The 13,042-nt window shown below is 70.6% G+C and carries 12 protein-coding genes; 5 read left to right on the forward strand and 7 right to left on the reverse strand.

Going from position 1 to position 13,042, the window contains the following annotated elements:
• Positions 1-87 precede the first annotated feature (87 nt).
• Entirely contained in the window at positions 88-2,244 is a 2,157-nt protein-coding gene (locus ACWEOO_RS35650) for an MMPL family transporter (protein WP_452146810.1), read from the reverse strand.
• Positions 2,245-2,328: 84 nt separating this feature from the next.
• On the opposite strand from ACWEOO_RS35650, the gene ACWEOO_RS35655 reads away from it, so the two are divergent.
• Together ACWEOO_RS35655 and ACWEOO_RS35660 are read left to right on the forward strand one after the other, a co-directional pair.
• Positions 2,329-2,910: a TetR/AcrR family transcriptional regulator gene (locus tag ACWEOO_RS35655; RefSeq protein WP_359926464.1), complete on the forward strand. Its 582-nt coding sequence runs from the start codon at positions 2,329-2,331 to the stop codon at positions 2,908-2,910.
• A complete protein-coding gene (locus tag ACWEOO_RS35660) occupies positions 2,907-3,209 on the forward strand; it encodes a DUF1905 domain-containing protein (protein ID WP_452146811.1) in 303 nt (100 codons plus the stop codon). Before ACWEOO_RS35655 ends, ACWEOO_RS35660 begins: the two co-directional genes overlap by 4 nt.
• Before the next feature lie 41 nt (positions 3,210-3,250).
• Here the strand turns inward: ACWEOO_RS35660 and ACWEOO_RS35665 are convergent, their stop codons facing one another.
• The gene (locus ACWEOO_RS35665; protein WP_452146812.1) at positions 3,251-5,497 is read right to left on the reverse strand and encodes a DUF4097 family beta strand repeat-containing protein; all 2,247 of its coding nucleotides are present in this window, start codon (positions 5,495-5,497) and stop codon (positions 3,251-3,253) included.
• Between the two features lie 8 nt (positions 5,498-5,505).
• Positions 5,506-6,087, reverse strand: coding sequence for a hypothetical protein (locus ACWEOO_RS35670; RefSeq protein ID WP_359926455.1), 582 nt, complete (start codon positions 6,085-6,087; stop codon positions 5,506-5,508).
• Between the two features lie 192 nt (positions 6,088-6,279).
• On the opposite strand from ACWEOO_RS35670, the gene ACWEOO_RS35675 reads away from it, so the two are divergent.
• The 3 genes from ACWEOO_RS35675 to ACWEOO_RS35685 are packed head-to-tail and all read left to right on the forward strand — an operon-like array spanning position 6,280 to position 10,079.
• Positions 6,280-7,434: a cystathionine gamma-synthase gene (locus ACWEOO_RS35675; protein ID WP_452146813.1), complete on the forward strand. Its 1,155-nt coding sequence runs from the start codon at positions 6,280-6,282 to the stop codon at positions 7,432-7,434.
• Positions 7,431-8,801, forward strand: coding sequence for a glutamate mutase L (locus ACWEOO_RS35680; RefSeq protein ID WP_452146814.1), 1,371 nt, complete (start codon positions 7,431-7,433; stop codon positions 8,799-8,801). The genes ACWEOO_RS35675 and ACWEOO_RS35680 overlap by 4 nt, the downstream gene beginning before the upstream one ends.
• Positions 8,802-8,831: 30 nt before the next feature.
• On the forward strand, positions 8,832-10,079 hold the full coding sequence (locus tag ACWEOO_RS35685; protein WP_452146815.1) for an AI-2E family transporter: 1,248 nt from the start codon (positions 8,832-8,834) through the stop codon (positions 10,077-10,079).
• On the opposite strand, the gene ACWEOO_RS35690 is transcribed toward ACWEOO_RS35685, so the two are convergent.
• From ACWEOO_RS35690 to ACWEOO_RS35705, 4 genes are all read right to left on the reverse strand, one after another.
• Positions 10,076-10,861 (reverse strand): nucleotidyl transferase AbiEii/AbiGii toxin family protein, encoded by a 786-nt coding sequence (locus tag ACWEOO_RS35690; RefSeq protein WP_452146816.1) that lies wholly within the window; start codon positions 10,859-10,861, stop codon positions 10,076-10,078. The two genes, ACWEOO_RS35685 and ACWEOO_RS35690, sit on opposite strands and share 4 nt — an antisense overlap.
• Positions 10,858-11,208, reverse strand: coding sequence for a hypothetical protein (locus ACWEOO_RS35695; protein ID WP_452146817.1), 351 nt, complete (start codon positions 11,206-11,208; stop codon positions 10,858-10,860). The genes ACWEOO_RS35690 and ACWEOO_RS35695 overlap by 4 nt, the downstream gene beginning before the upstream one ends.
• Complete coding sequence (locus ACWEOO_RS35700) at positions 11,205-11,870, reverse strand: nucleotidyl transferase AbiEii/AbiGii toxin family protein (protein ID WP_452146818.1); 666 nt, start codon at positions 11,868-11,870, stop codon at positions 11,205-11,207. Before ACWEOO_RS35700 ends, ACWEOO_RS35695 begins: the two co-directional genes overlap by 4 nt.
• Before the next feature lie 79 nt (positions 11,871-11,949).
• Complete coding sequence (locus ACWEOO_RS35705; RefSeq protein WP_452146819.1) at positions 11,950-13,032, reverse strand: hypothetical protein; 1,083 nt, start codon at positions 13,030-13,032, stop codon at positions 11,950-11,952.
• Positions 13,033-13,042: the final 10 nt, after the last annotated feature.

Here is a 13,042-nt window from a genome sequence, read left to right on the forward strand (position 1 = left end):
GCGCCAACGCCGGACCCTCGAAGGAACCTGATGGGTCCCTTCTGACACCTCCGGAGGTGTTCGTGAAGGGGCTACGCCCGACCTATATCAGCCGACCGGCTCCAGGTCGCGCTCCTGCGTCACCGACCGGACCTTCAGGCGGCGGGGCCACCAGGCGCGGGTGCCGAGCAGGGCGATCACGCTCGGCACCAGGAAGCTCGACATCACGAACGCCGAGATCACGATGCCGGCTGCGACCGAGAAGCCCATCTCGGTGAGCAGCGCCATACCGGCCAGCATCAGCGACGAGAACGTACCGGCCAGGATCAGCCCGGCCGCCGCCACCGACGGGCCGCCGTGCTCGATCGCGCGGTCGGCCGCGGTCCGTGGGTCCGTCCCGCGCTCGGCCTCCTCACGCAACCGGGCGATCATCAGGATGTTGTAGTCGGTGCCGATGGCAACGACGAACAGGTACAGCATGATCGGCAGCGAGAACGTCACGCCCGCGTGGCCGGCCGCGCCCTGGAACACGAACACGGTCGCGCCGATCGAGCTGAAGAAGCTCAGCACCACCGCGAGCATCAGGATCAGCGGGGCGATCAGCGACCGCAGCAGCAGCGCGAGGATGACCGCGATCAGCCCGCCCGCGACCGGGAAGATCACCGAGAGATCCCGGCTGTTGGCGTCCCGGATGTCGGTGTACCCGGCGGTCACGCCGCCGAGCAGCGTGGTCGTGCCGGCCGGCGCCTCGGCGTGCGCGGCGTCCCGCAGCGGGCCGTCGACCAGGTCGAGCGACTTGTTCGCGTACGGCGCGCCGTCGAGCACGACGTTGATCTGGGCAACGGTCTTGTCCTTGCTCAGCAGGGCCGGGCTGCCGTCCGCGGCGGCCGGAAGGACCCCGCCGACACCGTCGACCTTCGCGAGCTTCCCGGCGTACGCCGTCAGCGCGGCCGGGTCGAGCGGCTTGCCGTCGGTGCTGCGCACGTACACCGTGGTCGGGTTCAGCGCGCCGGCCGGGAACCCCGCCTGCAGGTCCTTGATCGCGCGCGCCGACTCGGTGCCGTCCGGCAGCTGGCTGAACGCGTCGTAGTCGACCTTCATGCCGAGCGAGCCGAGCGCGAGCACGACCATCACACCGCCCGAGATCGCCGCGACCACCGCCGGACGGCGCGCGGTGAAGGTGCCGAGCCGCTTGAACATCGCGCCCTTCGGGGTCTTCTGCCACGACTTCGACGGCCAGAACACCTTCGGGCCGAGCAGCGAGACCACCGCCGGGACCAGCGTGATCGCCGCGAGGGCCATCACCGCGACCGCGATCGCGAGCCCCGGGCCGAGGCTCTTGAACCCGCCGAACACCGCGAGCAGCAGTGCGCTGAACGCGACCACTATCGCGCCCGCCGCCGACACGATCACCTCGGCGACCCGCGCGACCGCGTTCACCAGCGCTTCCTTCGACTGCTCGCCGACCCGGAGACGCTCCCGGAAACGGAACAGCAGGAACAGGATGTAGTCGGTGCCGACGCCGTACAGCACGACGGTCAGGATCGTCTGCAGATCCTGGGTGACCTGCAGGCCGGTCGCCTTCGCGACCAGCGCGATCAGGCCGGGCGCGATCGCCGCCACCAGGCCCACCGTGAGGATCGGCAGGAACGCGGCGACCGGGCTGCGGTAGATCACCAGCAGCAGGCCGATGATCAGCACGACGGTCGCGATCCCGACCACGATGAAGGCGTTCTCGAACGCGTCCTGGTTGTCGAGCATCAGCGCCGCGTCGCCGGTCACGCCGTACTCGAGGTCCGCGCCGGTGAGCGCGGACCCGGTCACGTCCCGGACCTTCTGGACGGCGTCGAGCACCGCCTGCTCGTCCGGTGCACCCTTGAGGCCGATGCTGACGATCTGCACCTGTTTGTTGGGCGAGACCGCCTGCGGGCCGGTGACCGCCGCGGTCACCCGATCGATCTCGGCGGCGGTGATCTTGGCTGCGAGCTCGGTGACCTTGGCCTGGTCGGCCGCGGTCAGCTCGCCGCCGGCCCCGCGTTTGACGACGATGCTGGCGGTCGCGTCGTTGGTCTGGCCGAACGTGTCGGCGGCCAGCTTCTGCGCCTGCACCGACTCGTACTTGTCAGGCAGCAGCGCCGCCTGGTCCTTGGTGGTGACGTCCGCGAGCGTCGGCGCGAACGCGATCACGGCCACCGCCGCGACCACCCACGCGGCGATCACCTTCCACGGGTTGTGGACGACGAAGCGTCCGAGTCTGGTGAACACCCCGAGAACCTTTCTGTCTACCTGCCGGTCGGTAGGTAGACTACCTGCCGGTCGGTAGGCAAGTGAAGGTGAGAAGGTGGTGACGTGCAGCACGCGACGAGTTCCCGCGACACCAAGGCGGCGATCCACCGCGCCGCGGTCGACCTGTTCTCGAGCCAGGGGTACGACAAGACCAGCCTGCGGGAGATCGCCGAGCAGGTCGGCATCACCAAGGCGTCGTTGTACTACCACTACTCGTCGAAACAGGAGCTCCTGCGCGCGATCGTCGGAACGTTCCTCGACGACGTGTTCGCCGTCCTGCGGAAGGTCGAGGATCTCCCGTGGTCACCGGAGAACGAGCGCGAACTGCTCGCGGCGTACGTCGACGTGGTCATCGCGCACCGATCGACCGGGCCGACGCTGATGCGCGACATCGCCGCCGTGCTCGCCGCTTTCGGCGACGACCTGGACATCCTGATCGCGCAGTCCCGGCGCTTCCAGCTCTGGCTCGCCGGCCCCGATCCGACGCCCGCCGACCGGTTGCGGGCCGCCGCCGCGGTCGAAACCATCGGCGCCGCGATGTCGGCCGAGCTCGACCTGGGCGTCTCGGACGCCGAGATCCGGGCCATCCTCCTGGACGCCGCCTCCGCCATCCTGGCTCGCCGCGGCGCCCCGGTCACCGAATGACGGCGCCGGGCTATCGGTTCACGGCACCGCTGTGGCAGTACCCGGGCGAGGGCAGCTGGTACTTCGTCACCGTTCCCGAGGAGATCAGCGACGACATCGCGGCGCTGACCGCGGGCCGGCGGAAGGGCTTCGGGTCGGTGCGGGTCACGGTGACGGTTGGTGGGAGCACGTGGCAGACGTCGGTGTTCCCGAGCAAGACCGGCGCCTACGTCCTCCCGATCAAGAAGCCGGTCCGCACCGCCGAGAACCTCACCGAAGGCACTCCAGTAGAAACGCGGCTGACGCTGACCGACTTCTGACAACCCCTGTGGTCCGCGGCAGTGTCCGTGTCATGTCCGTGTCACCGTTCCGAGGCCGGGCCGCGGGCCGTAGGGGACTGCCGGCCCGGCATCTGGTGGTCCGGTCTGGCGCCCTGGCCGGACTGGCTCGACTGGCCCGACTGGTGCAGCGGTGCGGTGGACGCACGCGGCGGCGCGCTGGCGCGACCGGTCATCGACGTCGCGTCGGCGTTCAGGTTCTGCGCGACCCCTTCGTTCGAGGTGCTGACGGTCGCGTTGCCGGAGATCGACTCGGCGCGGACGATCCGGGGCCCGTTCTCGGCCCGATCGACCACATGGATCCGGGCATTGCCGGACATGGAGCCGACGCGCGCTGACCCGCCGGCGAACTGGTCGACCGAAACGTTCCCGCTCTGTGTCTTCGCCCGCACATCGTCTTCTACGCGGCCGACCCGCACGTCCCCGCTCTGTGACCTGGCATCGACCTTCTGCGCCCGGTCGACGGATACGTCTCCGGACTGGGTCTCAGCGGCGACGTTCTGGGCGGTGTCCACCCGCACATCGCCGGACTGGCTTCGCGCCTCGACGATGTCGAGGCCACTCGCCTCGATGTCGGCGCTCTGGGTCTGCGCGCTCAGAACACTCCCGGGCGGCACGACGGCGGTCACCTCGATCGGCGACGGGGCCGGGGTCGCGGAGCCATCGCCATTGATCTGCACGCCGTTGACGTGGATCGAACCGCTGTATCCGGAGATCTGGATACCGTTCCCGGTGGTGATCACGCTGCCGTTCGAGGTGCCGGCAACCTTCGCGGAGAGTACGCCGTCGGGGCTCTGCCCGAGCGTCGCGCGCTGCACCGCCTCGGCCGAAGGCCCCTCGGTGTCGGCGGTCGAGATCTCCAGCCTCGCTTGCGTGCAGTTCGGATCGACCCTGACCGTGACCTTGCCGGCAGATCGCATCAGCTCGGCATCGATGGTGACGGGCCCGGGGGTGTCTGCCACGAGTTCCCGGCGGGTCGACGGCGTTCTCGTCGGCGCCTCCCCGGCTGCGGGCTCTTGCGGTCCCTGCGCGGGCAGTTGCTGGTCGGTGCCGGGTTGCTGGGGGACGACGGCTGGTCCTGGGGTGCTAGCCGGGTCTTGCGTGCCGGCTGCGGGTGCGTCCAGTTCGCCGGTGGGCAGCGGGCGTTCTTGTGCCTCGGCGGACCTGGCGGACTCGCCCTGGGTTTCGGACGAGACGGTCCAGTCCTCGGCGGGGTTCCGCGCTTCCGCGCCGTCGACCTCCGGGCCGGCCTGAGGCGTCCGCGGCTCTCCGCCTTCACCGACCTGCGGCCCGTTGTCGTCCCCGACCTCGGCCTCACCCACGGCCCGCGGCTCGCCGACCTCGGCATCGCCTGTCGCGCGAGGCTCGCCCTCGGGTCCGCCTTCGGCGCGCTCGCCTGGTTCCTGGCCGGTGCTCGGCTCGAGCTGATTGACGCCTTCCCGCTGCTGATCCCGACCGGGCTCCAGGGCAGGGTCCGTGCCGGCGTTCTCCTGCTGGAGTTGCTGGACGCGCGCTTCGAGCAGTTGACGCATCTCGGCCTGGAGGCGGTTGTTCTCCTCCATCAGCGTGAGCATCTGCTGCTGGCTCTCGAGGATCGACTGCTGCAGCGCCGCGATCCGCTGGGCCACCTGCTCGGACTGCTGAGGCGTCTGCCGGACCGCGTCCCGGGACTGGATACCCTGCCCCTGCCGACCGGCGCCGTTCTGCTGCCCCGGCACCCCTTGGAAGCGGCCCTCCGGCCGGAACACCTCGTCCATCCGGCTCGAGGCCAGCGCCGCGAGGTCCGCGCTGTTCAGCGTCGATCGGCCGATGGCCCGCAGCACGGACGGATCGGTCCGCTTGATGTCCTTGGCCGCCTGCGTCAGGGCAGCCTTGAGCGCCTTCGTCCCCCGACGTTCGTTCCGCCCCCAGCGTGAGTACCGGCGAGCGATCCTGCGGACCGGATTCCTGGTCCTGGACACGCGCGGTTGTCTGGGGGCGGGGCCCGCCTCCTGCAGCCGGTCGCTCGCCCGCTGGCCGAGCCGCTCCGAGACACCGGCATACCGATCCGGGCGCATTTGTGCGTCGACGTGGAGGCTCGCCAGCTGCTGCAGGTCGGACTGCGTCATGTTGGCGCGACCGATCCGCTCGCGGACCGCCGGGTCCATCCGCATCACGTCGCGGGCCGCCTGCGCGTACGCCGCCTTCAGCGTCTTGCGACCCCGCGACGTGGCGCGCCAACGGGAGTACCTGGCGCGAACGCCGGTGCCTTCCTGCGAGGGCTCACTCATCGGGTCTCCTAGTCGATGTACACGGCGTAGTTGACGCCGACTGAGGTCGTCAGCGGGTCCTTGCTGGGCTTCGTGCTGTACAGGTGGATCTGGGCGCCCGGGCGCAGCCAGACGGCCAGGTGCCGGCGGCCGGTCCCGGCGCCGGGCTCCCACTCGTCCGCGAACGTCGGGCTGCTCTCGTCGCCGACGTAGTCGGGCTGTCCCCAGTGCTTGGTGGCGAGCGCGAGGTGGTCCGGCCAGTGCGTGTCCAGCCCGAACTCGGCGGCGGCGATGTCGTCCGGACCGATCTCGTACGCCGACCAGCCGCTGTCGGGGCAGTCGGGGAACGCCAGCCCGTCGAACACGATCATCGTGGTGCCGCGGCGGGTGGTGAATCCCCAGGAGACCATGTCGGCGCCGATCACCTCACCGGCCTGCAGCGGCCACGGCTCCCAGGCGGTCTCACCCATCACCCGGTGCACCAGGGCGCGCACGACCTCCGGCCCGGCCTCGTCGCCGTCCGGACCCGCGATCACGGTCCAGTCCGGAATCTCGGCGAGATCCGCCATCGCCAGGTCGTCCTGGTCGAGCGGCCTGTCCTGCGTCTTCATCCGGCCCCGACGTCCTTCCTGCCCGGTTCGCTGACCGCAACCCTCTGTAGAACTTCTGTGCGCAACCGTAGGCGGCCCGATGGGTCATTCGCCAGCCGGTACGACGCAGCTGTGGACAACTCGGATCCACCCGATCGGCCCGCTCCCGGACGGCGTGCGGGAGCCCAGCAGACCAGGCCGTACGCTGGTCCGGTGAACAAGGAACACCACTACGGCTTCGAGACGCTCGCCATCCACGCCGGGAACGAGCCCGACCCGACCACCGGTGCGGTGGTGCCGCCGATCTACGCGACCAGCACCTACAAGCAGGACGGCGTCGGCGGCCTGCGCAACGGCTATGAGTACTCGCGATCGGCGAACCCGACCCGGACGGCGCTCGAGGAGTGTCTGGCCGCGATCGAGGCCGGCACCCGCGGCTTCGCGTTCGCCAGCGGCCTGGCCGCCGAGGACACGCTGATCCGGTCGGTGTGCGCGCCGGGCGACCACGTGGTGTTCCCCGACGACGCGTACGGCGGCACGTTCCGGCTGTTCTCCCGCGTGCTGAGCAACTGGGGTGTCGAGATGACGCCCGCCGCGGTCACCCACCCGGAGGCGATCCGGGCCGCGATCCAGCCCGGCAAAACGAAGGTCGTCTGGCTGGAGACCCCGACCAACCCGCTGCTGAACGTCGCGGACATCGCCATCGTCGCCCAGATCGCGCACGACGCCGGCGCGCTGCTGGTCGTCGACAACACGTTCGCCTCGCCGTACCTGCAGCAGCCGCTGGAGCTCGGCGCGGACGTGGTCGTGCACTCGACGACCAAGTACATGGGCGGCCACTCCGACGTGGTCGGCGGCGCGCTGATCGTGCGGGACGCCGAACTGGCGGACAAGATCGCCTTCCACCAGAACGCGATCGGCGCCGTCGCCGGCCCGTTCGACTCGTGGCTCGTGCTGCGCGGCATCAAGACGCTCGGGGTCCGGATGGACCGGCACAGCGACAACGCGGAGCGGGTCGTCGAGTTCCTGCAGCGGCACGACTCCGTCACCCAGGTGCTGTACCCGGGCCTCGACGGGCACGCCGGCCACGAGACCGCGGCCAAGCAGATGAAGCGGTTCGGCGGGATCGTCAGCTTCCGCGTCGGCGGCGGCGAGGCGCAGGCCCTGGACATCTGCAACAAGGCCGAGGTCTTCACCCTCGGTGAGTCGCTCGGCGGCGTCGAGTCCCTCATCGAGCACCCCGGCAAGATGACGCACGCCTCGGTCGCCGGCACCCCGCTGGAGGTCCCGGCGGACCTGATCCGGCTCAGCGTCGGCATCGAGACGATCGACGACCTGCTGCTCGACCTCGATCGCGCAATGGCGTGAGTCTGGTGGTGGCGGTCGACTTCGGGTCGACCTTCACGAAGGCGGTCGCGGTGGATTCCGGCTCGGGCGAGCTCGTCGCCCGGGCCGAGCACCGCACGACGATCGGCACCGACGTCATGGACGGCTGGCACGCCTGCCGTGCCGTCCTGGAAGCAGCTGACCGGGGCGTCCGGGACGCCGAGGTGCTGGGCTGTTCGAGTGCGGGCGGCGGGCTGCGGATCGGTGTCGTGGGCAACGAGGAGCTCGTCACCGCGGAGGCGGGCAAGCGGGTCGCGCTGTCCAGCGGCGGACGCGTCGTGGCGGTCGTCAGCGGCGGGCTGACCGCGACGAGTCAGAAGGAGCTGCGCAAGGACCGCCCGGACGTCGTGCTGCTGCTCGGCGGGACCGACGGCGGCAACTCGGCCGTCCTGCTCAAGGCCGCGGAAACGCTGGCGAAGTACCGCTGGCGGAAACCGGTCGTTGTCGCAGGCAACATCGACGCCGAGGCGGAAATCACGGAAACACTGACCGCGGCGGAAGTCCCGCATGTACTGGCGGAAAACGTCGTACCGGAGATCGGCGTGTTCGCGCCGGACAGCGCCCGCGCCGCGATCCGGGAGATGTTCCTCGCGCACGTGATCGGCGGGAAGAACCTGTCCCGGGACCCGTCGTTCGCCCGGATGGTGCGCGCCGCGACGCCGGACGTCGTACTGCGCGGTGTCGAGGTGCTCGCCGCGCTGCACGGCGACGTCGCGGTCGTGGACATCGGCGGCGCGACCACCGATGTGCACTCGGTCATCGAGCTCGATCCCGAGGACGCGAACCTCGGCCGCGAGGTGGTCGCGACGCATCCGGTCACCAGGACCGTCGAGGGCGACCTCGGGATGCGCTGGAGCGCAGTGCCAGTGGTCGCTGCGGGCGAGGAGGCGGGACTGGTCGCGGATGCCGGCGAGCTGCAGGCGGCGGCCGAGCGCCGGCGCGCGGACCCGTCGTACCTTCCGGGCAGTGACCGGGAGGCGGCGTACGACGAGGCGCTGGCGAGTGTCGCCGCGACGGTCGCGCTGCGCCGGCACGCGGGACGGCAGCGGATCGTGTTCGGGCCGGGCGGACGCGTGATCGAGCGGTCCGGGAAGGACCTGCGCGAGGTGGACCTGCTGGTCGGGTCCGGGGGAGTGCTAAGGCACAACCCGCCGGAGGTCGCGGCCCGGATCCTCGGGTCGATCGGGACCAACGCGCAGGCGGAGGGCTGGCTGGTCCCGGAACGCGCCGAGGTGTGCGTCGACACCGACTACGTGCTCGCCGCGGTCGGTCTGCTCGCCGACGACGCCCCGAAGGCCGCCGAAGGCCTGGCCGCCCACATTCATGGAACGAGCCGCACCGGGCACTAGTCTCGTCATCACCAAGCCTGCGGAGGTGGGATGAGCGAGACGGGGCGGGACCGGGCCGAGGACCGTGACGAGTCGAGTCCGGTGGCGGACAACGACGTGCTGGAGTCGTCGAGCGCCGAGCCGGCGGCGCACTCGGTGCCTTCGGAGCCCGCGGCGCGGAAGAAGGTTGATCACGGCGTGACGCCGGCGATGGAGATCGCCAGTGCCTGGGCCTGGCGGTTCCTGGTGATCGTGGCGGCCGTCGGCGTGATCGGCTACGGGATGCGGTACCTGTCCGAGGTCGTCGTACCGGTGACCGTCGGCGTCCTGCTCACCGCGCTGCTGGTGCCCGTCACCACCGGCCTGCAGAAGCTTCGGCTGCCGCGCGGACCGGCGGCCGGGATCACGGTGATCGCGACGATCATCGTGCTCGCCGGCCTGCTGACGCTGGTCGGCACGCAGATCGCCGGGCAGTTCGAGGACCTGTCCAACCAGGTCGGCGAGGGTGTGCAGAAGATCCGCGACACGGCCCGGATCAACTTCGGTCTGACCGACTCCGACATCACCAACCTGTTCAAGCAGGTCCGCGAACAGCTCACGTCCGGCGGCGCGCTCGGCCAGCAGGCGGCGGCGGTCGGTACGACGGCGACGCACGTGGTGGCCGGGCTGTTCATCTCGCTGTTCTGCCTGTTCTTCTTCCTCTACCAGGGCGAACAGATCTGGTCCTGGCTGGTCCGGCTGTTCCCGCGCCGGGCCCGGGACAAGGCGGACTCGTCCGGCCGGAAGGCGTGGGTGTCGCTGACCGCGTTCGTCCGGGCCACGGTGATCGTCGCCGCGGTCGACGCGATCGGGATCTCGCTCGGGGCCGCGATCCTCGGCCTGCCGCTGGTGAGCGCGATCGGCATCCTGGTGTTCGTCGGCGCGTTCATCCCGGTCGTCGGCGCCCTGGTCAGCGGGATCGTCGCCGTCCTCGTCGCGCTGGTTGCCAAGGGCCCCATCGTCGCGATCATCATGCTCGCGGTCGTGATCGGCGTCCAGCAGCTCGAGGCGCATGTGCTGCAGCCGTTCCTGCTCGGCCGTGCGGTCAGCGTGCACCCGCTGGCGGTCATCCTCGCCATCGCCACCGGCGTGGTCATCGCCGGCATCGTCGGCGCCCTGGTCGCGGTCCCGACAGCAGCCGTCCTGAACGCCATCGTCAACCACCTGGCCGGCAACGACGTCGACCCCGAACCCCCCAGACCGCTCCCCAGACGCCGCAATCACCAGGGAGCCACCGAGGACACCCCGATCGTCGACTAACTACCCCGCTCGCCCTTCGACCGCTCCTGGCTGAGGGTGTGCCCGGTCCGTCCGGCCGCGCCGCTCGTGCCGGCGGCCTGTACCTGGCCGGGCATCGCCTGGCCGGAGTTCAGCAGCCCGACCGACTTGTCGATGTCCGGGTTCGCCTCGCGGGTGCGGATCTGGTTCGCCCAGGCGCCCATCCGCCCCCGCAGCCCGGCGGTCTGCTCGGCGTCGAGGCCGTACTTGGCGTATTCGGCGTCCGGGATGCGCTGGGCGTCGTCGAGCAGACTGGCGAACATCTGCCGGTCCATCGGGGACGCCTCCCGGGCGTCGGCCAGCTGGAGCAGATGGTCGGTCGAATACCCGGCCTGCATCGCGGCGTCGACGTCCACGAAGTCCTTGGCCTCGCCGCGGGTGTAGATCGAGGCCGCCTTCGAGCCGACCGCGTCCTCGACCGAGATCACCGGGCCGACCTCGGAGTCCACCGGCGGCTTGGCGCGAAAGTCCTTGCCGAAGTCGATCTGCGCCTTCTCCTCGCCCCTGGCGACCTCGATGCGGGCGTGGTGCGGCCCCTGGCGGATGATCTCCGTGCTGTAGCCCTGTTCCTCGAACGCCGCCCGGGCATCGTTCATGGTCTCGCCGACGTCCTGGTTCATCTGGTTGGTGAACAGGTCGATGTCGTCGGACTGGCGGCTGCCGATGCCATGCTGCGCGAGGGCGTTGCCGCCGGCTAGCGCGAAGCCCTTGTCGCGGAGGGCGTCCAGGGCGATCCGGGTGGCGCGTTCGTGCTCCGGCTTCATCCTCGGGTTCCGTTGCCCGCGGCAAGCTGCGGGAAGGCCTGGTTCCACAGGTCCGCGCAGCGGCGCGGGAGCCGGAGCCGCGGCCAGAGGGCGACCAGGATGTCGCGACTGAGGTACTGCGTCAGGTCGTCCGGCGTCGACGCCTCGCTGATCACCTTGGCGTACAAGGCGGTGGCTTCGTCGATGTTCGACAGGTCGTACCGGCTGTTCGGTCCCCATTCGAGGCGCGTGGGCAGGTCGATGACGCCCGCGGTCGGCCCCTGGAGCAGGTCCAGTGACTCGGGGACGACGTACGGGATCATCGACGCGTAGGTGTCGCCCGGCTGCGCCTCGTGCTTGTCACTCATGAGGACATCGTCCCAGATGACCCGTCCACCGGGTGGTCTGTGAGCGCCGCGGCCCAGTCGGTCGCCGTACGCCGGATGCGCGCGATCTGCTCCGGAGCAGCGCCGTAGCGGAGGAAGCCGGCGTCCGGGACACGGGCGCCGGCCCGCAGCTGGCCCGCGAACATCTGCCGGTCCAGCGGGGTGGCCTCGCGGTGGTCGGCCAGCTCGAGCAGCGTACTCCGGTCGTATCTGCCGCTGTCGAGGACGAACTGGACGTCGATGAAGTCCCGAGGCTCGAGCCGGGAGTACACGGCGCCGACCTTGCTGCCGATCGCATCCGCTTCGGACAGCACCGGACCGATCTCCAGCGGCACCGGCGGCTGCTGCCGGTGATCCACACCCAGGTCGGCCTTGGCGCTCGACTCGACCACGAGCCGGGCGAACAGCGGCGCCCGCCGCGCGACCTCGGTATCGAGGCCGGCTGACCGGAACGCGGTGACCAGGTGCTCGACGGACTCGGTGAAATGCGCCGGGTCGAGGTCGTCGGTGAAGAGGTCGATGTCGTCGGACTCGCGGTGGCCGAAGCCGTGGGCCTGGAGGGCGAAGCCGCCGGCGAGGACGAATCCGCGGTCGGCGAGGGCTTGCAGGCCGACGGTGGCCATCCGGGTCTGCAGCGGATTCATGGGCCCAGTCTGCCGTGCGAACAAGCGAAGACGCCGCCGAGCCAGGCCCGGCGGCGTCTCTTCGGGTTCGGGTCGGGTATCAGCCCTTGCCGATGCCCTTGTTGTCGGCGTTCTTCTGCAGGGTTGTGGTGGCGGCCTGCTCGGTCCCAGGGGTCTGGGTGCCCTGGCCCTGGTTGACGGCCTGCCCGGCCGGTGCCAGACCACCGAGGGCGTGCGCCTGGGTCTGGGCGTCCATCTGGGATTGGAGCCGCTGCGCCACGTCCTGTGCGGCTGCCAGCCGGGCTTCCAGCGTGCCGCCGGTCATGATGCGGCTGTGCTGCTGACTCAGGTGCGCCAGATCCTGCGTTGTCACACCCGGCATGTTCCCGTCGAACCGTGCCATGGCGATGGTTGCGCGGGCGCCTTCGGAAGCCCTGCTGACACGGCCTTTCTGGGCCTGGAGCCAGCGCCCTGCCCGGTCACGGAGATCGCGGCCGGCGTCCATCGCACGTCCGCCGAGCTCTGTGGCCCGGTCGACCTGCCGACCACCGAACGCGGCGGCCCGGTCGATCTGCTGGCCGCCCCACTCGCGGCCGGCCTGGATGCCGCGGCCGGCCGCTTCGACACCGGCCTGGTACGCACCGGCGGCCTGCTGGCCGAACTCCGTGGCGCGGTCGATCTGCCGGTCGCGGAAGGCGGCCGCGCGGTCGATCTGCTGGCCGCCGAACGCGGCCGCCCGGTCGACCTGCTGACCGGCCCATTCACGACCTGCCTGGGCCTGCTGACCGGCCCACTCACGCCCGGCCTGCAGACCCTCACGTCCGGCCTGGATCTGCTGGCCGCCCCATTGGCGACCGGCCTGGATCTGCTGGTCGGCCCACTCGCGGCCGGCGTTCAGGTACTGACCGGCCTGGCTCTGCAGACGCTCGGCCATGTCGCTCAGGCGCTGCGTCTCCCGGTCGAAGACCGCCTGGACCCGAACGGTGGCGCTCAGGACCTTGTCGTTCACCTTGTCCTTGAACGGCACCTTCTGGGCCTGCTTGATGAGGCGATCGAACTGTTCCTTCTCCAGCGCGGCGAGGCGGCCGAGGTTCTCGAAGTTCTGCTGGGGCTGGCTGGCCAGCCAGTCCAGGGTCTCGGTCCAGGTGCGTTGCGGCTGCGGGCCTTCGGTGGGCTGCGACATATCTCGGACT

This window comes from Kribbella sp. NPDC004138 (genome assembly GCF_053603655.1).

Coding starts and splice junctions, on each gene's coding strand:
- ACWEOO_RS35660 (WP_452146811.1), top strand. CDS start 2,907: ATGACGGCGCCGGGCTATCGGTTCACGGCACCGCTGTGGCAGTACCCG.
- ACWEOO_RS35665 (WP_452146812.1), bottom strand. CDS start 5,497: ATGAGTGAGCCCTCGCAGGAAGGCACCGGCGTTCGCGCCAGGTACTCC.
- ACWEOO_RS35670 (WP_359926455.1), bottom strand. CDS start 6,087: ATGAAGACGCAGGACAGGCCGCTCGACCAGGACGACCTGGCGATGGCG.
- ACWEOO_RS35685 (WP_452146815.1), top strand. CDS start 8,832: ATGAGCGAGACGGGGCGGGACCGGGCCGAGGACCGTGACGAGTCGAGT.
- ACWEOO_RS35690 (WP_452146816.1), bottom strand. CDS start 10,861: ATGAAGCCGGAGCACGAACGCGCCACCCGGATCGCCCTGGACGCCCTC.
- ACWEOO_RS35695 (WP_452146817.1), bottom strand. CDS start 11,208: ATGAGTGACAAGCACGAGGCGCAGCCGGGCGACACCTACGCGTCGATG.
- ACWEOO_RS35700 (WP_452146818.1), bottom strand. CDS start 11,870: ATGAATCCGCTGCAGACCCGGATGGCCACCGTCGGCCTGCAAGCCCTC.
- ACWEOO_RS35705 (WP_452146819.1), bottom strand. CDS start 13,032: ATGTCGCAGCCCACCGAAGGCCCGCAGCCGCAACGCACCTGGACCGAG.